At 59.0% G+C, this 22425-nt stretch carries 23 protein-coding genes; 11 read left to right on the top strand and 12 right to left on the bottom strand.

Annotation, left to right across the window (positions count from 1 at the left end):
* Positions 1-81 precede the first annotated feature (81 nt).
* Positions 82-1299: an argininosuccinate synthase gene (locus QLG12_RS01485; protein WP_007953201.1), complete on the top strand. Its 1218-nt coding sequence runs from the start codon at positions 82-84 to the stop codon at positions 1297-1299.
* Positions 1300-1413: 114 nt separating this feature from the next.
* On the opposite strand, the gene QLG12_RS01480 is transcribed toward QLG12_RS01485, so the two are convergent.
* Complete coding sequence (locus tag QLG12_RS01480; RefSeq protein ID WP_236193560.1) at positions 1414-1995, bottom strand: hypothetical protein; 582 nt, start codon at positions 1993-1995, stop codon at positions 1414-1416.
* A 401-nt stretch (positions 1996-2396) separates the two neighbouring features.
* Between QLG12_RS01480 and QLG12_RS01475 the strand changes: the two genes are divergently transcribed.
* On the top strand, positions 2397-3023 hold the full coding sequence (locus QLG12_RS01475) for a response regulator transcription factor (RefSeq protein WP_007953203.1): 627 nt from the start codon (positions 2397-2399) through the stop codon (positions 3021-3023).
* A gap of 88 nt (positions 3024-3111) precedes the next feature.
* Here QLG12_RS01475 and QLG12_RS01470 read toward each other — a convergent pair whose 3' ends face one another.
* The 8 genes from QLG12_RS01470 to metG all read right to left on the bottom strand — a co-directional run bounded on the left by QLG12_RS01470 (position 3112) and on the right by metG (position 10147).
* Positions 3112-3291, bottom strand: a complete 180-nt coding sequence (locus tag QLG12_RS01470; RefSeq protein ID WP_197868521.1) for a hypothetical protein — start codon at positions 3289-3291, stop codon at positions 3112-3114.
* 107 nt (positions 3292-3398) lie between these two features.
* Positions 3399-4037, bottom strand: coding sequence for an endonuclease III (nth, locus tag QLG12_RS01465; RefSeq protein WP_085647251.1), 639 nt, complete (start codon positions 4035-4037; stop codon positions 3399-3401).
* Positions 4034-4615, bottom strand: coding sequence for an Rnf-Nqr domain containing protein (locus QLG12_RS01460; protein ID WP_282473761.1), 582 nt, complete (start codon positions 4613-4615; stop codon positions 4034-4036). Before QLG12_RS01460 ends, nth begins: the two co-directional genes overlap by 4 nt.
* On the bottom strand, positions 4612-5217 hold the full coding sequence (locus QLG12_RS01455) for an RnfABCDGE type electron transport complex subunit G (protein ID WP_197868523.1): 606 nt from the start codon (positions 5215-5217) through the stop codon (positions 4612-4614). Before QLG12_RS01455 ends, QLG12_RS01460 begins: the two co-directional genes overlap by 4 nt.
* Positions 5214-6197: an RnfABCDGE type electron transport complex subunit D gene (locus tag QLG12_RS01450; RefSeq protein ID WP_282473760.1), complete on the bottom strand. Its 984-nt coding sequence runs from the start codon at positions 6195-6197 to the stop codon at positions 5214-5216. The genes QLG12_RS01455 and QLG12_RS01450 overlap by 4 nt, the downstream gene beginning before the upstream one ends.
* Positions 6184-7398, bottom strand: a complete 1215-nt coding sequence (gene rsxB, locus QLG12_RS01445) for an electron transport complex subunit RsxB (RefSeq protein WP_197868525.1) — start codon at positions 7396-7398, stop codon at positions 6184-6186. Before rsxB ends, QLG12_RS01450 begins: the two co-directional genes overlap by 14 nt.
* On the bottom strand, positions 7395-7964 hold the full coding sequence (locus QLG12_RS01440; RefSeq protein WP_197868526.1) for an Rnf-Nqr domain containing protein: 570 nt from the start codon (positions 7962-7964) through the stop codon (positions 7395-7397). The genes rsxB and QLG12_RS01440 overlap by 4 nt, the downstream gene beginning before the upstream one ends.
* A 131-nt stretch (positions 7965-8095) precedes the next feature.
* Positions 8096-10147 (bottom strand): methionine--tRNA ligase, encoded by a 2052-nt coding sequence (gene metG, locus QLG12_RS01435; RefSeq protein WP_197868527.1) that lies wholly within the window; start codon positions 10145-10147, stop codon positions 8096-8098.
* 155 nt (positions 10148-10302) lie between these two features.
* Here metG and apbC point away from each other — a divergent pair, with 155 nt between their 5' ends.
* Positions 10303-11397: an iron-sulfur cluster carrier protein ApbC gene (gene apbC, locus QLG12_RS01430; protein WP_011335727.1), complete on the top strand. Its 1095-nt coding sequence runs from the start codon at positions 10303-10305 to the stop codon at positions 11395-11397.
* Between the two features lie 68 nt (positions 11398-11465).
* On the opposite strand, the gene QLG12_RS01425 is transcribed toward apbC, so the two are convergent.
* Positions 11466-12224: an SDR family oxidoreductase gene (locus QLG12_RS01425; protein WP_011335726.1), complete on the bottom strand. Its 759-nt coding sequence runs from the start codon at positions 12222-12224 to the stop codon at positions 11466-11468.
* 160 nt (positions 12225-12384) lie between these two features.
* Between QLG12_RS01425 and QLG12_RS01420 the strand changes: the two genes are divergently transcribed.
* The 4 genes from QLG12_RS01420 to groL all read left to right on the top strand — a co-directional run bounded on the left by QLG12_RS01420 (position 12385) and on the right by groL (position 15906).
* On the top strand, positions 12385-13116 hold the full coding sequence (locus tag QLG12_RS01420; RefSeq protein WP_197868529.1) for a HugZ family protein: 732 nt from the start codon (positions 12385-12387) through the stop codon (positions 13114-13116).
* Positions 13117-13181: 65 nt separating this feature from the next.
* The gene (locus tag QLG12_RS01415; protein WP_039765871.1) at positions 13182-13658 is read left to right on the top strand and encodes an FxsA family protein; all 477 of its coding nucleotides are present in this window, start codon (positions 13182-13184) and stop codon (positions 13656-13658) included.
* Between the two features lie 258 nt (positions 13659-13916).
* The gene (locus QLG12_RS01410; RefSeq protein ID WP_064383823.1) at positions 13917-14210 is read left to right on the top strand and encodes a co-chaperone GroES; all 294 of its coding nucleotides are present in this window, start codon (positions 13917-13919) and stop codon (positions 14208-14210) included.
* Positions 14211-14259: 49 nt separating this feature from the next.
* Positions 14260-15906, top strand: coding sequence for a chaperonin GroEL (groL, locus tag QLG12_RS01405; protein WP_197868530.1), 1647 nt, complete (start codon positions 14260-14262; stop codon positions 15904-15906).
* Between the two features lie 74 nt (positions 15907-15980).
* On the opposite strand, the gene QLG12_RS01400 is transcribed toward groL, so the two are convergent.
* Positions 15981-16724, bottom strand: coding sequence for a phosphatase PAP2 family protein (locus QLG12_RS01400; RefSeq protein ID WP_282473759.1), 744 nt, complete (start codon positions 16722-16724; stop codon positions 15981-15983).
* 51 nt (positions 16725-16775) lie between these two features.
* Entirely contained in the window at positions 16776-18725 is a 1950-nt protein-coding gene (locus QLG12_RS01395) for an LTA synthase family protein (protein WP_282473758.1), read from the bottom strand.
* A 203-nt stretch (positions 18726-18928) separates the two neighbouring features.
* Here QLG12_RS01395 and colR point away from each other — a divergent pair, with 203 nt between their 5' ends.
* The 4 genes from colR (at position 18929) to QLG12_RS01375 (ending at position 22424) form a co-directional block, all read left to right on the top strand.
* A complete protein-coding gene (colR, locus tag QLG12_RS01390) occupies positions 18929-19612 on the top strand; it encodes a response regulator transcription factor (protein ID WP_197868533.1) in 684 nt (227 codons plus the stop codon).
* On the top strand, positions 19602-20876 hold the full coding sequence (locus QLG12_RS01385) for a HAMP domain-containing sensor histidine kinase (protein ID WP_236193573.1): 1275 nt from the start codon (positions 19602-19604) through the stop codon (positions 20874-20876). Before colR ends, QLG12_RS01385 begins: the two co-directional genes overlap by 11 nt.
* A 161-nt stretch (positions 20877-21037) precedes the next feature.
* A complete protein-coding gene (locus tag QLG12_RS01380; protein ID WP_197868535.1) occupies positions 21038-21706 on the top strand; it encodes a class I SAM-dependent methyltransferase in 669 nt (222 codons plus the stop codon).
* A gap of 4 nt (positions 21707-21710) precedes the next feature.
* A complete protein-coding gene (locus QLG12_RS01375; protein ID WP_236193574.1) occupies positions 21711-22424 on the top strand; it encodes a lipopolysaccharide kinase InaA family protein in 714 nt (237 codons plus the stop codon).
* Position 22425 lies beyond the last annotated feature (1 nt).

The following is a 22425-nucleotide window of genomic DNA, read 5'->3' as shown; positions in this document are numbered from 1 at the left end:
TTAAGCTGTCGCGCCTCTGTAAATTATCGCGTTTGGGCGGTAGACTCCTCGGCTTTCCGTAGAACCCCGTGGAGTGATGGCATGGCGGACGTAAACAAGGTCGTTCTGGCGTATTCCGGCGGCCTGGACACTTCGGTGATCCTCAAGTGGCTGCAGGATACTTATAACTGTGAAGTCGTGACCTTCACCGCTGACCTGGGTCAGGGCGAAGAGGTCGAGCCGGCTCGCGCCAAGGCGCAGGCCATGGGCGTCAAAGAAATCTACATCGACGACCTGCGCGAAGAATTCGTGCGTGACTTCGTGTTCCCGATGTTCCGCGCCAACACCGTTTACGAAGGCGAGTACCTGCTGGGTACTTCCATCGCGCGTCCGCTGATCGCCAAGCGTCTGATCGAAATCGCCAACGAAACCGGCGCCGATGCCATTTCCCACGGCGCCACCGGCAAGGGCAACGACCAGGTGCGTTTCGAACTGGGTGCCTACGCGCTCAAGCCAGGCGTGAAAGTAATTGCTCCGTGGCGCGAGTGGGACCTGCTGTCCCGCGAGAAGCTGATGGACTACGCCGAGAAGCACGCGATCCCGATCGAGCGTCACGGCAAGAAGAAATCCCCGTACTCGATGGACGCCAACCTGCTGCACATCTCCTATGAAGGCGGCGTGCTGGAAGACACCTGGACCGAGCACGAGGAAGACATGTGGCGCTGGACCGTCTCCCCGGAGAAGGCTCCCGACACCCCGCAATACCTGGAACTGACCTACCGCAACGGCGACATCGTCGCGCTGGACGGCGTCGAAATGACCCCGGCCACCGTACTGGCGACCCTGAACAAGATTGGTGGCGAGCACGGCATCGGCCGTCTGGACATCGTCGAGAACCGTTACGTCGGCATGAAGTCCCGTGGCTGCTACGAAACCCCGGGCGGTACCATCATGCTGCGCGCTCACCGCGCCATCGAATCGATCACCCTGGACCGCGAAGTCGCTCACCTCAAAGACGAGCTGATGCCCAAGTACGCCAGCCTGATCTACACCGGCTACTGGTGGAGCCCTGAGCGTCTGATGCTGCAACAGATGATCGACGCTTCTCAGGTCAACGTGAACGGCGTTGTCCGTCTGAAACTGTACAAGGGCAACGTGATCGTGACCGGCCGCAAGTCCGACGATTCGCTGTTCGACGCCAACATCGCGACCTTCGAAGAAGACGGCGGCGCCTACAACCAGGCCGACGCGGCGGGCTTCATCAAGCTCAACGCACTGCGCATGCGTATTGCTGCCAACAAGGGCCGCAAGCTGTTCTGAGTTTTTGGTGTGATGAAAATGGCGGCCTTGTCTGTGTGACAAGGCCGCCACTGCGCAAATTCCCCTGCTTGACCTGATCAGCAATGGTCAGTATCTCCGCGATATTCCGCCTTCTCAAACTTTCCCTGCCTGGATCATGTTCATTGAGTCCGCGTCGTAAAAAATACAGTAAGTAGTTCCGACGGCTTTCTTTCCCTGTTTAAACGATTTGAAGATGTTTTCCGTTGCTGAATCGTCTGATATCGAGCTGCTCAAAAACACGAATATCCTGAGTGAGTGCTTGGGCGGGTGTGGGATTTTTTCCAATAATACTTCTGTTTCCGATACGGAAATTCCTCCCCTGGTATCAATGATATATAGCGTGCTGAATGGTTTTGGCAGTTTTACCGTATGCAGTGCTGGATTGGGCTGCGGTTGTACCCCCATCAAATTCGTTGCGGTATCTTCAAATGCCTTTAGAAAATTATTTTCGTTATTGAAGTCCGACGGTGCATAAAGTGAACGATAGTTAAAGTTGAGTGTGATGAAGAACAGGAATGACAAGAAGAACGGGAAGCTGATCAAAAGCCAGATATATGTTTTTCGCTCTTCATTATCAAGAAAAGGCAGGGAGACCGCCGCCGAAGTTTCGGTTATCAACGCAAATATGGCGATGATGCTTATAGGGTTTGTGACTTTTTTGTATTTTTTCAACATGGTCTTTTCTCATGAACTTGGCTGTTCTCGTTGTGATGTTTTTAGTGGTTTGTATAGGGGAGCGATGAGTGGTGTATTCATTGCTCGTTAACGGGTGTTTATATTAAAAGTGGCCGGGTGAACATCAGTTTGTTGTTTCAGGTCTTTTGTGATGGATGTGTTTGTCATTTCTGGAATGAGTGGTCGAATTCTCGTTGGTTATCGATCGGTCGGAAGTGAGGCTTTAGTTCTTTTTGCCTTCATGCTTTTGCTCTGGTGGGCCATTTCTGTAGGACTAATCTTTATGGATTGTAGGAAGTGTCTCTTGATGCCGGTGTGAATGAACTTATCCATGCCATGGATGAAATGACTGCGTTATTGTGCCGGTTCTAAAAATTCGAACAGCGAAACTGGACTTGCCCATGAATAAAGTGCTGATCGTGGATGATCACCCCGTCATTCGTCTTGCGGTACGTATGCTGATGGAGCGTCATGGCTACGAAGTCATTGCAGAAACCGATAATGGAGTGGATGCATTACAGCTTGCCCGCGACCAGATGCCCGATATTGTCATTCTTGATATCGGTATACCGAAACTGGATGGACTGGAAGTCATTGCGCGCCTTACAACAAGTGCAATGCCGTTGAAAGTGCTCGTGCTGACGTCACAGTCACCGGGGCACTTTTCCATGCGTTGCATGCAATCGGGGGCGGCGGGTTATGTTTGCAAGCAACAGGATCTCACTGAGTTGCTGAGTGCAATCAAGGCGGTACTGTCCGGATACAGCTATTTTCCGAATCAGGCGTTGCACACCGTGCGAACCAGTCTGGGAAACGCCAGCGAAGCGGACATGGTTGATCGCCTGTCAGGGCGTGAAATGATGGTGTTGCAGCAACTGGCGCGAGGCAAGACCAACAAGGAAATTGCCGACGGGATGTTCCTCAGCAACAAGACCGTGAGTACCTACAAAACCCGATTGCTTTTAAAACTCAACGCGCGGTCGTTGGTGGATCTGATTGAGTTGGCGCAGCGGAACGGCCTGGTCTGAGAGTTTCTGTGGCTGACGGATCATGGGCGGATCGGAATCAGCGTATGCCAGAAAGAGAAAAGCCTCCGTTTCGGGAGGCTTTCAAATGTCAGAGATCAAAATCGTAATCGGCCAATTGCTTCTGCAACCGGCGCTCCTCAAGCAGGTTGTCGATGGTTCGACGCTTGCTGAGATTGGTCTTGGCGACTTCAACCACCGGTTCGGCGTCGTCGGTTTCGGCAGCGATGAAATCGTCGTCTACATCCAGTTGTTCTTTGCTGTCAGTCATAAGGTTAACTCCAGGCTAAGACTGCCGTTGGCGCTCCTTATATCGATATTCCCGCCGATGGTAAAAAAGATTTTTTCAATCGATAAATCAATAATTCCAATAGCCGCTCAATCGTCTGAAGTCTTGTGCTTGTACTCACACAAATCTTCGATCCGACAGCTGCCACAACGGGGTTTGCGTGCCAGGCACACGTAGCGCCCGTGAAGAATGAGCCAGTGGTGCGAGTCGAGCAGGTATTCTTTTGGCACAAACTTCATCAGCTTTTTTTCCACCTCTACCACATTTTTACCCGGTGCAATGCCGGTGCGGTTGCTGACCCGGAAGATGTGGGTGTCCACTGCCATGGTCAACTGGCGGAACGCGGTGTTGAGCACCACGTTGGCGGTCTTGCGGCCAACACCGGGCAAGGCTTCCAGTTCTTCGCGCGTCTGCGGGACCTCGCCATTGTGCAGCTCGACCAGCAGGCGGCAGGTCTCGATCACGTTTTTGGCTTTGCTGTTATAGAGTCCGATGGTCTTGATGTATTCGGACAGACCTTCAACGCCCAAGGCATGAATGGCTGCCGGCGTGTTCGCCACCGGGAACAGCTTGGCCGTTGCTTTGTTCACCCCGACATCCGTCGACTGCGCGGACAGAATCACCGCGATCAACAGTTCGAAAGGCGAGGAGTAGGCCAGTTCGGTCTTGGGTTCGGGGTTGTCCTCGTGCAGCCTGCGGAAGATCTCCAGACGTTTTGCGGCATTCATGGGTGATGCGTTTCCTCGGGTAGGTCGGCAGGGCGAGCCCAGGCCTGACGGGCGGCCAATAGCAGTCCAAGCAGTATGAAGGCGCCGGGCGCCAGCGTCGCAAAATGCAGGCCATTGCTGAGCAGAATCAAACCTTGCCAGTGTTCCGACAGATGATGGCCGATGCTGCCCTGCCCGATCAGCTCACGCAACACCGCGAGCACAACCATCAGCGCGGCAAACAGGCCACACAGGTTCAGCGGTGCGCGGACAGGTTGGCGAAAGAATCCATTGTGCTCCAGCACGACGCATTGCAAGCCAATCAGCCCAACATAAAGGCTGATCAGTTGATGCCACTGCATTGCACTGCGTTGCAGGAAAATATCGGCGCAGCCCGTCAGCGTCGCGGCCAGCACCAGACTGACCGGCAACAGGCTCTTGCTGCTCAGGCGTGAGCGCAGCGGTGCCATGCACACACCGTAAACGCCCACGACAACCGCGAATATCAACAGCGTCGCCAGCGCACCCGCCACGGAGTCGCTGGCTCCGATCAATAGCACCAGCATCATTGAGTTCGACAGTGTCGCTGACGTGTTCATGACGCGCTCCCGATCAGGGTCGTCCGGTGTTCATCGAAGTAGCGCAGGGCATCGTGGATGGCATTGATCGCCGCGCGAGACGTAATGGTTGCCCCGGCGATCTGGTCGAATTCTCCCTGATCCTTTTTCAGCGCCCATCCGACATCCGTCGGTTGGTTGCTCGATTTTCCGCTGAAGGTCTGAAGCCAGCCATGTGGCCAGTCGCCGATATGCCCGCCCAGCGAAGGCGTTTCGTTCTGCTCGAGGGTTTTCACGCCGAGCAATCGGCCTTTGGCGTCGATGGCAATCAGCAATTCGATATTGCCAGCGTAACCTTGGGTCTGGCTGCGCAACAGGACTGCCACGGGTTGTCCGTTTTTGCTCGCCCGATAACCGCCCAGCAGCTGACTATGGCTCAGGTTGATGTCGGTCAGCGTCAGAGGTTGTTGAAGCGGCTGATTGTCGTAAGCGTCGACCGGCAGCACGTCCAGCAATTTACGACTCTCACGCAGACGCTGTTCGGCGGCGATCTGCGGCGCATTGCTGCGTTGCACCAGCCACGTCACGCCGATGCCCAGCGCGCTTATCAACAACAGTGTGATCAGGCTGTTCGTCCGGTTCATGTTGTTACCCGCGCCTGACGGGCCATCGCAAAGCGCTCCAGCGCCGGCACGCAGAGGTTCATCAACAGCACCGCAAACGCCACGCCGTCCGGGTAACCGCCCCAGGTGCGGATCACGTACGTCAACAGCCCCACGCCCGCGCCGAACAGCAGACGGGCGAGTGGACTCCTGGCGCCCGATACCGGTTCAGTGACGATGAAAAATGCGCCAAGCATGGTCGCGCCGCTCAGCAGGTGAAACAGTGGCGAACCGTGGGAGTCGGATCCCGAACCGTTCCAGCACAACAGGCCGATCACAAACAGGCTGGTGAGCATGCCGACCGGCGCCTGCCAACCAAACACCCGACGCTGTAACAGGAACAAGCCGCCGGCGAGGAATGCCAGGTTCACCCACTCAACGCCGTGCCCGCCAACGCGACCGAATGCCGGATTGGCGGCAAACAGTTCGTCCATGGTCAGGCTTTTATTGATGCGCAAACTGTCCAGAGCAGTGGCTTGAACCCAGGCATCCGGCTGTGAGCCAGGATTGAACACCTGGCCAAAAGTCGCCGCCAGACCCATGCCATGGGCGGGCCAGTGGGTCATCGGTTGCGGGAACATTATCATCGCCAGGGCAAAGCCGAGCATGGCTGGATTGAACGGGTTTCGGCCCACGCCACCGTACAGATGTTTACCCAGCAGCAGGCCCGAGGCGATCGCCGTGACCGTCAGCCACCACGGGCAATAAGGCGGCAGGGCAATTGCCAGCAGCGTGGCGCTGACGACCGCGCTGCCATCGGTCAAGCTAGCTTGCAATGGCTGGCGGCGCAGATGTGTCACCGCAGCTTCCACAGCCAGCGCCGCGCCGACGGAGAGGATCAGGTTGATCAACACGCCCCAGCCGTAAAACCAGAACAACGCCAGCCATCCCGGCAATGTCGCCAGCAACACCAGCTTCATTGCCTGTTGCAGGCGCTCGTCTCTGGTTTCAATGGCTGACATGAGCTTGTACCAGCCGCTCTGCTTCTTGCAGGCGAGCGCGGGCCTTTTCGAGGATGTCGGCGGGTGTGCCGTCGCGCCGTTGCAGCTTGTTCAGATCGGCACGAGCGTAGGCCAGTTCGGTTTTCAACTGACGCAGATGGTCGTCGATCGGACGTTTCTCCACACGCACAAGCTCGGGCGCCGGTTGATCGCTGGACGCTTCGGCGCTGTGCAGAGCCTGTTCGGCGTCACGCAGTGCTTGCTCCAGAGCGGCGATCTCGGCTGGCGGAGCCTCCGCGTTTTGCGCTTTTTTCAGCTCGGCGCGGCGCATTGCCAGCTGGATTTTTGCCCGTTTCAGATCGGCGTCCTTCGCCGGAGTGGCCACGACCGGCGCGGGTGCCGCGCTGCTTTCCAGCTTCGCCAGTGCCTGTTCGGCCGCTTCGAACTGTTGTTGCAGGACGATCAGTTGCGATTGCTGATCGAAAGTTGGCGGATGACCGAATGCCTTGAGCGACTTGTTCAATTGCGCCCGACTCATGGCCACGTCGATCTTGGCTTTTTTCAGCGCAGCATCGGCGGTCGCGGCCTTTTGTGCGCGCACCCGTTCCAGCGCCGCCTGCACCGGATCGAGTGTGGTGGCGGTGGCTTCGGCCTGGGCCGCGCGCTGCGCCCGGGCTTCGCGTTCGGCCTGCTTCTGCTGTTCTTCGCGTTGCAAGCGAGCGTTGCGCCGTTCGAAACGCTGGCGGGCGTGATCGCGTTTGGCCGCACGAGCCTGCTGTTCTTCAAGGCTGGCGGCCAGCCCACCGACCACCGGCAGCGTGCCCAGCGGCAGCGGGTGCATCTCGATGCAGTCGACCGGGCAGGGCGCTACGCACAGATCGCAACCGGTGCATTCGTCGATGATGACGGTGTGCATCAGTTTTGCCGCGCCGACGATCGCGTCGATCGGGCAGGCCTGGATGCATTTGGTACAACCGATGCATTCGGCCTCGCGAATGTAGGCCACTTGCGGCGGCGCCGAACCACGGCTGATGTCCAGCTCCAGCACCGGGATTTTCAACAGTTCGGCCAGCGCCGCGATGGTTTCGTCGCCACCCGGCGGGCACTTGTTGATTGGCTCGCCGTCGGCGATGCCTTCAGCGTAGGGTTTGCATCCGGGATGGCCGCACTTGCCGCATTGGGTCTGCGGCAGCAAGGCATCGATGCGTTGAATCAGACTCATGTTTTGATCAGTCCACTGAATCCGAGAAAAGCCACGGCCATCAGTCCGGCGCCGATCAATAGGATCGGCAAGCCACGAAAGGGCAGGGGAATATCGTTGTCGGCCGTGCGTTCGCGCAAATCGCTGAACAGGCTCAACACCAGCCAGAAACCCAGACCGGCGCCAAGGCTCAGCGCTGTCGCATGCAACAGGCCTTTATCCGTTTGCGCGTTGATCAGCGTCAGCCCCAGCACACCGGCATTGCCCAGCAGCAGCGGCCACAAACCTTCGAATGGCAGCGTGGGTCGCCAATGTGCCAACAGCTTCAGCAACGGCGCGATCAGCAGGACGCTCAACGGCAGAAACACAAACTGCCGCAGGAATTCCAGTTGCATCGGCACCAGCAGCCAATGCCAGATCGCATAACCCGCCATGCCGACAATCAGCATCAGACACAACGTTGCCAGCCCCAGCGCATGCACCTGACGGCGTTCGCCCGCCAACAGCGGATCGACGCCCAGCGGCCAGTGCAACACGAAGTTGTTGATCAGTGCAGCACTGAAGAGCGTAAGCACGAGTTCGGTCATGGTTCTGCCGGCAGGAACGGACGGGTGTCACTTAAGGTTAGGCATTATCCGGCAGCCGGGGAGGGCGGGCCAGATATGAAAAATCCCACAGGCGCACGGAGCACGCCTGTGGGATCTGTCAGGGCAGAACCTTACTTGATGCGCTGACCCGGCTTGGCGCCGCTGTCCGGGCTCAGCAGGTAGATTTCTTCACCACCAGGGCCGGCCGCCATCACCATGCCTTCGGAGATGCCGAACTTCATTTTTCGTGGCTTGAGGTTGGCGATCATCATGGTCAGGCGACCGTCGAGTTTCGACGGATCCGGGTAAGCGCTCTTGATCCCGGAGAACACATTGCGTTGTTCGCCACCAATGTCGAGGGTCAGACGCAGCAGCTTGTCCGCACCTTCAACGTGTTCGGCCTTGACGATCAACGCCACGCGCAGGTCGACGGCAGCGAAGGTGTCGAAGTCGATTTCCGGCGACAGCGGATCCTTGGCCAGTTCGCCATTGCCGGCAGGTGCGGCGGCACCGGTGTCGGTCTGGCTGGCGGTCAGGTCTTCTTTGGAGGCGTCGGTCATGGCTTGCACTTTTACCGGGTCGATGCGGGTCATCAACGGTTTGAATTCGTTCAACTGGTGGTTGGCCAGCAGGGTGGTGTGGTCGTTCCAGGTCAGCGGGGCGACGTTGAGGAACGCCTCGGCATCGGCGGCCAGCACTGGCAGCACCGGTTTGAGGAAGATCACCAACTGACGGAACAGGTTGATCGCCGTGGCGCAGATCGCCTGGACTTCATCCTGCTTGCCTTCCTGCTTGTTCAGCGACCATGGCGCCTTGTCGGCGATCCAGGCGTTGGCGCGGTCGGCCAAAGCCATGGTTTCGCGCATGGCACGGGCGAAGTCGCGGGCTTCATAGGCGTCGGCGATGCTTGGCGCAGCAGCCAGGAACGCTTCGGTCAGTTCCGGTGCGGCGTTTTTGTCCACCAGCAGGCCGGCGTTGCCCTTCTGGATGAAACCGGCGCAACGGCTGGCGATGTTGACGACTTTGCCGACCAGGTCGGAGTTGACCTTCTGCACGAAGTCCTCGAGGTTCAGGTCGAGGTCGTCCACGCCACGGCCCAGCTTGGCGGCGTAGTAGTAGCGCAGGTATTCCGGCGACAGGTGATCCAGGTAGGTACGGGCCTTGATGAACGTACCGCGGGACTTGGACATCTTCTGGCCGTTGACGGTCAGGTAGCCGTGCACGTTGATCCCGGTCGGCTTGCGGAAACCCGCGCCTTCAAGCATCGCCGGCCAGAACAGGGCGTGGAAGTTGACGATGTCCTTGCCGATGAAGTGGTACAGCTCGGCGGTGGAGTCCTTGCCCCAGAACGCGTCGAAGTCCAGCTCCGGCGTGCGGTTGCACAGGTTCTTGAAGCTGGCCATGTAGCCGATCGGCGCGTCCAGCCACACGTAGAAATACTTGCCCGGCTCGCCCGGGATCTCGAAGCCGAAGTACGGCGCATCGCGGGAGATGTCCCACTGTTGCAGGCCGGCGTCCAGCCATTCGGCGATCTTGTTGGCCACGGCGTCCTGCAGGGTGCCGCTGCGGGTCCAGGCCTGGAGCATTTCCTGGAAGTCCGGCAGTTTGAAGAAGAAGTGCTGGGAGTCCTTGAGCACCGGCGTGGCGCCGGAGATGGCCGACTTCGGATCCTTCAGGTCGGTCGGTGCGTAGGTTGCACCGCATTTTTCGCAGTTGTCGCCGTACTGGTCTTCAGTGCCGCACTTCGGGCAGGTGCCCTTGATGAAGCGGTCGGCCAGGAACATTTTCTTTTCCGGGTCGAAATACTGGGTGATCGAACGTTGGGCGATGTGCCCGGCGTCACGCAGCTTCAGGTAGATCTGGCTCGACAGCTCACGGTTTTCTTCGGCGTGAGTGGAGTGGAAGTTGTCGAAGTCCACCAGGAACTCGGCAAAGTCGGCGCTGTGTTCGGCCTGGACGTTGGCGATCAGTTGTTCCGGGGTGATGCCTTCCTTTTCCGCGCGCAGCATGATCGCCGAACCGTGGGCGTCGTCGGCGCAGACATAAATGCACTGATTGCCGCGATGCTTCTGGAAGCGCACCCACATATCGGTCTGGATGTATTCCAGCATGTGGCCAAGGTGGATCGAACCGTTGGCGTAGGGCAGGGCGCTGGTGACGAGAATCTTGCGTGGTTCGGACATGTGGGGCTTCGCTACTTGATGAAACGGAGGTCGGCCACTATAAAGCGCCGGGAAAGATATTTCACCTCTGCAAATCGTTGCCGGACATGCCGTCCGGAGGACAGAAGGGGTAGGATACCCGCCATCTTTTCCCAGTCTTGTTATCGGAGTTGCCCATGAGCGCCGTCACTCGCGCAGCGGTGGAAGCCGTCCTCAGCCAATACACCGACCCTTACCTGAACCAGGATCCGGTCAGCGCCGGTTGCGTGCGCAACATCGAAATCACCGGTGATCGCGTCAGCGTGCAGCTGGAAATCGGTTATGCCGCCGGTCTGTTCAAGAGCGGCTGGGCGCAATTGCTGCAACTGGCCATCGAAAACCTCGACGGCGTGGTGACTGCCAGGGTCGAGGTCAACAGCGTGATCGCCGCGCACAAGGCCCAGGCGCAGATCCCGGGGCTGGCCAACGTCAAGAACGTGGTCGCCGTGGCCTCCGGCAAGGGCGGTGTGGGCAAATCCACCACCGCTGCCAACCTGGCGCTGGCACTGGCCCGCGAAGGTGCGAAGGTCGGGATTCTCGATGCCGATATCTATGGACCGAGCCAGGGCATCATGTTCGGTATTCCCGAAGGTACCCGTCCGCAGGTCAAGGATCAGAAGTGGTTCGTACCGCTTCAGGCTCACGGCGTGGAAGTGATGTCGATGGCCTTCCTGACCGACGACAACACGCCGATGGTCTGGCGCGGGCCGATGGTCTCCGGCGCACTGCTGCAACTGGTGACGCAAACCGCCTGGGGCGACCTGGATTATCTGGTGATCGACATGCCGCCAGGCACCGGCGACATCCAGTTGACCCTGGCGCAGAAAGTCCCGGTGGCCGGCGCGGTGATCGTCACCACGCCGCAGGATCTGGCGCTGCTCGACGCGCGTAAAGGCGTAGAGATGTTCCGCAAGGTCAATATTCCGGTGCTGGGCGTGGTGGAAAACATGGCCGTGCACATCTGCTCGAACTGCGGTCATGCCGAGCATCTGTTCGGTGAGGGCGGTGGCGAGAAGCTGGCGACCCAGTTCGGCGTCGAGCTGCTGGCGTCGTTGCCGCTGTCGATGCTGATCCGCGAACAGGCCGATGGCGGCAAGCCAACGGTGATTTCCGAGCCGGACAGCCAGATCGCCATGGTTTACCAGGAATTGGCCCGACATGTGGGGGCGCGGATCGTATTGCAGGAAGCAGCCTCGCCGGCGATGCCGAACATCACCATCAGCGACGATTGATGGCTGTGTTTTAAACAAAAACGCCCCGGTGCCTGTGCACCGGGGCGTTTTGCATTGCGCGACAGAGGTCAGATGCGCAACCCGCCGTCCATCTCCAGAATCCGGCCGGTGTAGTAGTCGTTCTCGAAGATGTACGCCGCCGAATGGGCGATCTCTTCCGGCTTGCCCATGCGCTTGAGCGGAATACCCGAGGTCATTTTTTCCAGCGCTTCCGGCTTCATGCCCAGGGTCATCTCGGTTTCGATGAAGCCCGGTGCGATACCGGCTACGCGAATGCCGTAGCGCGCCAGTTCCTTGGCCCAGGTCACGGTCGCCGCAGCGACGCCGGCCTTGGCGGCGGAGTAGTTGGTCTGGCCGACGTTGCCCGCGCGGGAGATCGACGAGATGTTGATGATCGCGCCGCTGTTCTTCAGCTCGACCATTTTCGCCGCCACTTCACGGGTGCAGAGGAACACGCCGGTCAGGTTGACGTCGATCACCGCCTGCCACTGGGCCAGGCTCATCTTGGTCATCTCGCCGTCCTTGACCTTGAGCAGCAGGCCGTCGCGCAGGATCCCGGCGTTGTTGATCAGGCCGTGGATCGCACCGAAGTCTTCGGCGACCTGAGCGACCATGTGCGTCACCTGCTCTTCGTTGGCGACGTTGCACAGATAGCTGCGCGCCTCGACACCCTTGGCCTTGCAGGCCGCGACGGCGTCATCGAGTTTTTCCTGGTTCAGGTCGACCAGTGCCAGCTTCGCGCCCTTGCCTGCGAAATACTCGGCCATCGAGCGGCCCAAGCCTTGGCAACCGCCAGTGATAATGATTACTTTGTCGTTGAGTTGCATTCGCATGCCCCCGAGAGCAGATCAGAGTGGTCCTTACAGGTAGCCTCTCGATCTGCATCGGCCGGTGGCCTGTTGCACATGAGAACTGCCCGATGGCGAGTGGGACAAAACCCATGCGCCTGTCCGTTTTTTCGACGGATTCTATTTAAGGAGTCATAAATTGAGCGTTGAAGCGGCTAAGAATGCCCGAGAATTGCTTCTCAAGGAATACCGTGGCGTGCTGTCGACCCACTCCAAATCAATGCCCGGTTTTCCGTTTGGCTCCGTGGTTCCCTACTGCCTGGACGAGCAGGGCCGGCCGCTGATCCTGATCAGCCGTATCGCCCAGCACACCCACAACCTGCAGAAAGATCCGAAATGTTCGCTGCTGGTGGGTGAGCGCGAGGCTGACGATGTGCAAGCCGTTGGTCGCCTGACCTATCTGGCTGAAGCGGAAAAGCTCGAGGACGCCGCAGCCATCGAAGCTGCCGCCGAGCGTTACTACCGCTACTTTCCCGATTCGCAGAATTACCACAAGGCCCACGATTTCGATTTCTGGGTGCTCAAACCGGTGCGTCATCGCTACATCGGCGGTTTTGGCGCGATCCACTGGGTCGATCACCTGACCCTGGCCAACCCGTTCGCCGGCAAGGCTGAAGTCAGCATGGTCGAGCACATGAACAGCGACCACGCCAAGGCCATTGCGCATTACGTCGACCTCGCCGGCCTGCCGAAAACCGTCCCGGCGCAACTGGCCGGGATCGACACCGAAGGCATGCACTTGCGCATCGGTCAGGCGCTCTACTGGCTGCCGTTTCAAGCGCCTTGTCATACGCCGATACAAGTGCGCGAGGCCTTGGTTTCTCTGGCTCACGCCGAGGTCTGGCCAAAAAATGCGGTGGCCGACGCTTGAATTCACGAAAGGGCGACGTCATCTAAGGCTTACTGCAAGGCATTTCTTGCGTTGAGGAAACTTTGATGCGCCCTTTTTTGTTGCTCTTTCTGCTGTTCCCGGTGTTGGAGCTGTTCGTATTCGTCAAAGTGGCAGGATCGATCGGATTTTTCCCGGCCCTGCTGCTGATCATTCTCGGCTCGATGTTCGGCGTGTTCGTGCTGCGCGTCGCCGGGCTGGCCACCGCACTGCGTGCCCGTGAAAGCCTGAACCGCGGCGAACTGCCTGCGCAAACCATGCTTGAAGGCCTGATGCTGGCCCTGGCCGGTGGTCTGTTGATCCTGCCGGGCTTCATCAGCGACGTGGTCGGTCTGGTGCTGCTGTTGCCGTTCAGTCGTCGACTGGTCGCCAACAAAATGCGTCAGCGCGCCGAAGAACAGGCCATGCGCCAGCGAGCGTTCGCCGATGATCTTCAACCTCGCGGTGGTCCTGCACCGCGCCAGCCTCTTGGCCGCGAAGGTGATGTGATCGAAGGCGAATTCGAACACCGCGACAGCAAGTGACTTCTGCATCGACACGGCACCTTCGGGTGCCGTGTTCTTTTATGGGACGAATTCAGCCAGCCTGCATGAAAATTTTTTGTCCTCAGCCCTTGTAATCAGCTTATGCGCCCTTATGTATCGGTCACCGCAAGGTTCCGGCATATGAGTCGGACAGACTTCCGCGGTTCGCTCGACGAGCCGCAACCGGCGCAGGCCGGATTCGTTAAACCCGCCGGGACTACACCGGCCGATGAAAACCACAATTAGGAGAGATCGACAATGAAGCTTCGTCCTCTGCATGACCGCGTCGTTATCCGTCGCAGCGAAGAAGAAAAGAAAACCGCTGGCGGTATCGTCCTGCCAGGTTCGGCTGCTGAAAAGGCCAACCACGGTGTGATCGTCGCTGCAGGTCCGGGCAAGACTCTGGAAAACGGTGAAGTGCGTCCGCTGGCCGTTAAAGTCGGCGACAAGGTTGTGTTCGGTCCTTACTCCGGCAGCAACACTGTGAAAGTCGACGGCGAAGACCTGCTGGTAATGGCTGAGAACGAGATTCTCGCTGTACTGGAAGGCTGATACCCCGCTCATTTTCCCGCTACTACAAAGTATTTAAGGAATATCGATCATGGCTGCTAAAGAAGTTAAGTTCGGCGATGCCGCTCGCTCCAAGATGCTCAAAGGCGTCAACGTTCTGGCTGACGCGGTAAAAGCGACCCTGGGCCCGAAAGGCCGTAACGTGATCCTCGAGAAGAGCTTCGGCGCTCCGACCATCACCAAGGACGGCGTTTCCGTCGCCAAGGAAATCGAACTCGAAGATCGCTTCGAAAACATGGGCGCGCAGCTGGTCAAAGACGTTGCCTCCCGTGCCAACGATGACGCTGGTGACGGTACTACCACCGCTACCGTTCTGGCTCAGTCGATCGTCAACGAAGGCCTGAAAGCCGTCGCTGCCGGCATGAACCCGATGGACCTGAAGCGCGGTATCGACAAAGCGACCATCGCGATCGTCAAAGAACTGAAAGCCCTGTCCAAGCCATGCGCTGACACCAAGGCCATCGCTCAGGTCGGCACCATCTCCGCCAACTCCGACAACTCCATCGGCGACATCATTGCCGAAGCCATGGAAAAAGTCGGTAAAGAAGGCGTGATCACCGTTGAAGAAGGCTCGGGCCTGGAGAACGAACTGTCGGTTGTAGAAGGCATGCAGTTCGATCGTGGCTACCTGTCTCCATACTTCGTCAACAAGCCGGACACCATGGTCGCCGAGCTCGACGGCCCGCTGATCCTGCTGGTCGACAAGAAGATCTCGAACATCCGCGAAATGCTGCCAGTGCTGGAAGCCGTAGCCAAAGCCGGCCGTCCACTGCTGATCGTGGCCGAAGACGTTGAAGGCGAAGCCCTGGCGACTCTGGTTGTGAACAACATGCGTGGCATCGTTAAAGTCGCAGCCGTCAAGGCTCCAGGCTTCGGCGACCGTCGCAAGGCCATGCTGCAGGACATCGCCGTTCTGACCGGCGGTACCGTGATCTCCGAAGAGATCGGCCTGAGCCTGGAAAGCACCACCCTGGAACACCTGGGCAGCGCCAAGCGTGTGACCCTGTCCAAGGAAAACACCATCATCGTTGACGGTGCTGGCGTTCAAGGCGACATCGAAGCCCGTATCGCTCAGATCCGTGCCCAGGTGGCCGAGACTTCCTCGGACTACGACCGTGAAAAACTGCAAGAGCGTCTGGCCAAGCTGTCCGGCGGCGTTGCAGTGATCAAGGTTGGCGCCGGTTCCGAAGTCGAAATGAAAGAGAAGAAAGCCCGCGTTGAAGACGCCCTGCACGCAACCCGTGCAGCCGTTGAAGAAGGCGTGGTGCCTGGCGGTGGCGTTGCTCTGATCCGTGCTCTGGAAGCCCTGACCGAACTGACCGGCGACAACGCTGACCAGAACGTCGGTATCGCTGTGCTGCGTCGCGCTGTTGAAGCGCCGCTGCGTCAGATCGCTGCCAACTCCGGTGACGAACCAAGCGTAGTCGTCAACGAAGTCAAGAACGGCAAAGGTAACTTCGGTTACAACGCTGCGACTGGCGAATACGGCGACATGATCGAAATGGGCATCCTGGACCCAACCAAGGTCACCCGTTCGGCTCTGCAAGCTGCAGCCTCCATCGGCGGTCTGATCCTGACCACCGAAGCTGCCGTTGCTGACGCACCGAAGAAAGAAGGTGCAGCTGGTGGCGGTATGCCAGACATGGGCGGCATGGGTGGCATGGGCGGCATGATGTAAGCCAGCCTTACCCAGTAACGAAAAACCCCGTCTGCGTGAGCAGACGGGGTTTTTTATTGCCCGCGTTCCAGGATTCAGGCGTTGACCGGCCGGGCCTGTGTTGCTGTTTCAGCCTTTACTGCCGGTCGATACAGAATCCAGTAATACGACCCCAGACAGATCAGCCAGCAGAAGATCGCCGTCCACACGTTGTGGGAAAAGAAGTGCGCGCCCTGCATCATCCGGCTGATCGAGAACACCGACCCCAACGCAAAGGCAAAGATGAACGCCTGACGGGCCAGCCGCGGGCGACGGTCACGCAGCACGAAGAACAACGCAAACAAGGTAAAACCGGTGGCCGCATGACCGCCGGGCCAGCAACGGCCGGGCTTGTCGGTCGGCGGGCGATGCTCCAGCAGTTTGCTGTAGGTTTCGTGACCGCCGAACTGTTCGAGGCTCCATGGGCATTGCACCGCTGTCACGGCTTTCACCGGCGTGACAAACGACGTGGCCAGACCCAGCGACAACACCAGGCAACCCAGCTCGCGTTTGAACGGTTTGAGCCGATCGATGAAAAACGCGCCGATGAACCCGATGATGGAGAACACCGAAAAGGCGATCACCACTTGTTTGGCGCGGTCGTGGAGGATGTTTTCCAGGAAGTAGCTGTGACGGCCAATGAAGTCACCGGCAGCCGGGTCATAGAAAAGCCGGGCCAGATCCATGTCCAGATCGGTCAGCTCCAGCAACACCAGAATGACGGCCGCCACGGCGGGAATCCCCAGGCACAACCAGAAATTCAGTGGGCGAGGGGCAGGGCGTACAACGCTTGATGACATGACATATCCAGAGCGGGAAACGCCCCGGGGCATCAGCCCGGGGCGCTTCGATTAACGTTCGCTGACTTGCTCGGCACCCTCCCTGGGCGCTTTCCAGCCAAGCAGCTGTTGCTTGAAGCCATAACTGGCGGTTTGGTAATAGGTGATGGCGCGGCTGATCAGCGGGTCGTCGCTGCCGGCCCTGGACTCGCGACTTTCGGTCAGCGCATCGTCATGCCGGCGCAGGCCCTGGCGCGGGCTGAGGATCGCCAGATCCTTCCCATCAAACAGTCCCAGATGTTGATAGTTGCCGACCACGACTCGCGGTGGCAGTGGGTTGTCCTGCAGCAGGTTGCGACCGAAGAACGTCGATTGGTAATCCAGGTTCAGCAAGCCCAGCAGGGTCGGTGCGAGGTCGATCTGGCTGGCCAGTTGCGCGTTTTCCCGTGGTTCGATCAGCTTCGGTGCATAGATGAACAGCGGGATCTGGTAGTTGCTGATCGGCAAGTCTTCCTTGCCCGCGCTGCCGGCGGTGTGATCGGCGACAAAGATGAAGATCGTATTGTCGAACCACGGTTTCTGCCGCGCCTGCTCCAGGAACTGGCCGATGGCGTAGTCGGTGTATTTCACCGCGCCATCGCGACCGTTGCCGGACTTGATGTCGATCCGGTTGTCCGGATAGGTATAAGGACGGTGGTTGGACGTGGTCATCAACTGCAACAGGAAGGGTTGCTGCCTGGCGTAATCGGCATCGGCCAGTTTCAGGGTCTGTTTGTACAGATCCTCGTCGGCCATGCCCCAGGCATTCTTGAAGTGAATTTCCGATTCATCGACGCTGCTCTGATCGACCACGCGGTAGCCGTTGCCGCTGAAGAACGCATTCATGTTGTCGAAATAACCGCGTCCGCCGTAGACGAACACGCTGTCGTAGCCGACGGCGCTGAGTTGCTGGCCGAGGCTGGCGAAGCCGCTTTCGCGGCCGATGCGCTTGACGATCGACCGGCCCGGCGTCGGCGGAATGGCCAGGGTGATGGCTTCCAGGCCGCGATCGGTGCGGGTGCCGGTGGCGTAGAAATTGTTGAAGTACAGACTCTGCTTGCGCAAGGCATCCAGATTCGGTGTCAGGTTGCGCTCATCGCCATTGCTGCCCAGATACTTGGCACTGAGGCTTTCGATGGTGACCAGTACGATGTTCGGTTTACGCACGGTGCCAGGATTGTCGATCACCCGGCGGATGTCCTGTGGATCCTGGCCGATGAAGCGCGCGTTGGGTTCGCTCAATTCAGCACGTATCTGGCCGGCGACTTTTTCCGGCGACAGACTGCTGTAGAACTGGCCATAGTCCAGTTCGTTGTTACGGAACGCGGCGAAGAACTGATACGGGCCATTGCTCGCCAGTTCATTCTGATAGGCATTGCCGCCCTGAGCGCGCGGCGCGTCCTGACTGAGCAGTTGCAGGCTCAGTCCCGCGACGACCAACAGGCCGAGGGCATTGAACAGGCGAGCGCGCAGTGGCGGCAGCGGGGCGTCCAGCGCCGCGTTGAAAGGTTTGCGCAACGCGAAACTCAGCGCCATGGCGAGCAGCGCAAGGATGCTCAGCAACATGCCGATGGGATACGACTCCAGCACGTTGTTCAGGACTTCATCGGAATACACCAGATAGTCGACGGCGATGAAATTGAAGCGCACGCCGAACTCGTCCCAGAACAGCCATTCGGCCACTGAGGTGAACAGCATGGCGAACAGACTGACGGTCAGCAGTCCCTGAAGGAACCAGCGATGACCGCGCCGACGCCACAGGGCCGGCGGACACAGCAACAGGTACAGCCCCATCGGCAGCGCGGCATAGGCGAGGAAGCCCAAGTCATACAACAAACCAATGCCGAACATGGAAAGTGCTACGCCGCCGGCCTCATCCAGGTGAGTCAGCAACAACACGGTTCGGGTCAGGAGAAACACCACCAGCCAGGCGCCGGTGACCAGCAGCAGAAAGCGCATGGGCGCCGTCTTGAAGAAGTCCATTGTCTACATTCCTTATAACTAATGGCGCGAGAGTTTCGCTAGGTCACTGTAGTCAGGTTGTGAACCGATAGTGAAAAACTTGTTAACGAATGAATTTGGTTGAAAGACTGGATTTGTGCTGCTTGCCGCCCTAGCCGTGAGTCGGCGATGGCCGTAAGCTGCGCGGGCCAAGACGGCCGCTACCGTGTACGGAGGAGGTGCCCATGCGAATTCTACTGGTCGAAGACAACCGCGATATCCTGGCCAATCTGGCCGATTACCTGGGGCTCAAAGGCTATACCGTCGATTGCGCCCAGGACGGTCTGTCGGGCCTGCATCTGGCCGCCACCGAGCATTACGACCTGATCGTGCTCGACATCATGCTGCCGGGCATCGACGGCTACACCCTGTGCAAACGCCTGCGCGAAGACGCCCGTCGCGATACGCCGGTGATCATGCTCACCGCGCGCGACCAGCTCGATGACCGCTTGCAGGGCTTCAAGTCCGGGGCCGACGATTATCTGGTCAAGCCGTTCGCGCTGTCGGAACTGGCGGCCCGGGTCGAAGCGGTGATGCGCCGCTCTCAGGGCGGCGGTCGTCGTGCCCTGCAGGTCGGCGATCTGAGCTACGACCTTGATACCCTTGAAGTGACCCGCGAAGGCAAATTGCTCAAGCTCAACCCGGTCGGCCTGAAACTGCTGGCGGTGCTGATGCAAAAGAGCCCGCATGTCCTGCGTCGGGAAATTCTCGAAGAAGCGCTGTGGGGCGATGACTGCCCGGACAGCGACAGCCTGCGCAGTCATGTCCACCAGTTGCGTCAGGTGATCGACAAACCGTTCGCCAAACCGTTGCTGCACACCGTGCATGGCGTGGGCTATCGCTTGGCCGAGGGCCGCGATGGAGTTTAAGCAAAGTCTTGCCCAGCGGATCATCATCGCTTTTGCGTTGATGAGTGCGCTGGTGGCCGGGGCGTTTGCCATGGGCATCGTCGCGACCGTGCACCTGGTCGAGGAAAAACTGATTTCCGCCGGGCTGGGCGGGGACCTGCAACGCCTGCTGCTGATGGACAACGTCTCGGACTGGAGCCACCGGCCGGAACCGGATCAACTCTTCTACTTCAGCGGCGGGCCGGGCGACTTCGAGCTGCCCAAGGACCTGCGACACCTGGATTCGGGTTTCCATGAAGTCTTTCGCGAGCAGCTGTCGTACCACGCGATGGTCGAGGTGGTCGACGGTCGCCGCTATGTGCTGCTGCAGGATCAAAGCGATTTCGAAGAGCGCGAGCGTGTGCTGTTCGCCGTGGTGCTGGTGGGCTTTGTGCTCAGTCTGGCGCTGGCGGTGTTCCTTGGCTGGGTGCTGGCGCGCAAGGTGATGGCCCCGGTGGTGCGGCTGGCACGCCAGGTGCGTCATCGCGATCAACTGCTCGGGCTGGCGCCTCCGCTGGCGCCGGATTATGCGGCAGACGAGGTGGGCGAGCTGGCAGTGGCGTTCGACGCTACGCTCGGGCGCCTGCGTCAGGCACTGACGCGGGAGCGCTTGTTTACCAGCGACGTCAGTCACGAATTGCGTACGCCGTTGATGGTGCTGGCCAGCTCTTGTGAGCTGCTGCTGGAAAATCCAGGCATCGATCAGCGCGGCAAGGCTCAGGTTCAGCGCATTGCGCGGGCCAGTGAAGAGATGCGTGAGCTGGTACAGACCTTCCTGATGCTCGCTCGCGCCCAACGTGAAGACGCCGGCGCAGCGCCCCAGCAAAGCCTCTCGCAAGTGGCTGAGAGTTTGCTGTGCCTGTGGCGAGAGCCCATCGAATCCAAGGGTTTGCAGCTGATTTTCGAACCGGGCAATCCGCCCGACACCCGTTACAACGCAACGCTGCTCAATGCCGTGATGGGCAACTTGCTGCGCAACGCCTTGCATTACACCGAGCAGGGGTTCATTCGCTTGACCCTCAATGCCAACGGTTTCGTTGTCGAGGATTCGGGCGTCGGCATTCCCGAGGAAAAGCGCGAGGAAATGTTCAAACCGTTCGTGCGCGGCAGTGAAAAACGCGGAGAAGGCCTTGGACTGGGGTTGTCACTGGTGCAGCGCATCTGTGAAAACCAGGGCTGGAGCGTCACTTTGAGTACGATGGAGCCCAATGGCTGCCGTTTCGAGGTGGATCTGGGCAAGCGTTGAGTGGGTTGCATCTGACACGAGAGTGTCTTCAACCTGTCTAAATCCTGTATAAGCTTGAAATAGTTTGCCGATTTACATGACGTTTTTTTCACAAAGGGATGACCTGACACTGACACGCCGCTGCTTAAGGTGGCGTCATCAGTAATTCAGGAGTTCTGGTGATGGCCGGCCCGATCAAGCTCGATTTTTCCGAAAAGTACGACGACAACCATGCGCAGAAATATTTGCGCAAGCATCAGGACGGTCTGGGGCGTCGTTTGTCCAACTGGCGGGATCAGCAGTTGGCCCGCAAGGCGTTGACCCTTGTCGGCGAGCCGGGGCTGGTGCTGGACCTGCCGTGCGGTGCAGGACGTTTCTGGCCATTGCTGGCGGAAAAACCCAATCGGGTGATCATCGGGGCGGACAACTCCAAGTCGATGATCAAGACCGCCATGCAGGCGCAACCGGCGGATGTGGTGAAACGGGTACAACCCTTGCACACGTCTGCGTTCGACATTGCCTTGCCTGATAACGCCGTCGACAGCATTTTCTGCATGCGACTGCTGCATCACATCGGTGAAGCCGAGCACCGCCGGGCGATTCTGCGTGAGTTCGAGCGCGTCACCCGCGACAGCGTGATCATTTCGCTGTGGGTGGACGGCAATTTCAAGGCCTGGAAACGCAAGCGCGCCGAGCAAAAGCGTGGGCAGGAGGGTTACCAGAACCGGTTTGTGTTACCGGCCGCAACAGTTGAAAAGGAATTCGAAGACGCGGGATTCCGCATCCAGGAACAACTGGACTTCATTCCGCTCTATGCCATGTGGCGAGTTTACGTATTACGCAAGAGGTAAAAGGATGGCAGTGCAATTTGCAGCAGAAACGGAAGCCGCTCCCCAGGACCGCTTCGACTACTACTGGAACCAGCGCGGTGAGTGGGTGGAAGAACCCAACGTGCGTCGTGGTGGCGAAAGTGGTGTGCAACGGGTGGTGGGACGCGATGGTCAACTGCTGTATGCCAAACGCCAGACAGGACATATTTATCGCAGCTGGCTGCATCCGTTCGGGCGACCGACCGTGTTGCGTGAACTGGATGCGCTGACCGGGGTTTCCCGTCTCGGGGTTCGGGTTCCTGAAATCGTCTTTTGCGGTGCTCAACCCGATCCTCAGCACAAGTGGCGGGCGCTGTTGGTGACCAAATCCCTCGATGGCTTTCAGGAGCTTGAGCAATGGGAGGCCGCCGGCGGTCGTGAGCAATATGGCGAAGCCGTCTATGAACGCGTGCTCAAGGACCTCGCCGAAAACCTGGCCCGCATGCACAAAGGTCGCTGGCAGCACAGCTGCATCTACATCAAGCACGTCTTCGTCAGCGTGACCGGCGAAGGTGAGTCGGCCAAGGTCGAAGTCGCTCTGATCGATCTGGAAAAATGCCGTCAGCGCCTGACCGCTTATCGCGCGGCCGCCCATGACATGAAGCAATTGCGCCGCCACTCGTCGTTCAGCGCTACCGACTGGAAAAAACTCGTCTACTTTTATGAGACGGCGTTTGGCAGCGCTATCAAAGGTTTATAGC

Source organism: Pseudomonas sp. V88_4, assembly GCF_029967985.1.
Taxonomy (GTDB): domain Bacteria; phylum Pseudomonadota; class Gammaproteobacteria; order Pseudomonadales; family Pseudomonadaceae; genus Aquipseudomonas; species Aquipseudomonas glycinae.
Note: the sequence above shows the minus strand (reverse complement) of the source record. Positions and strands in the feature narration are given on the sequence as shown.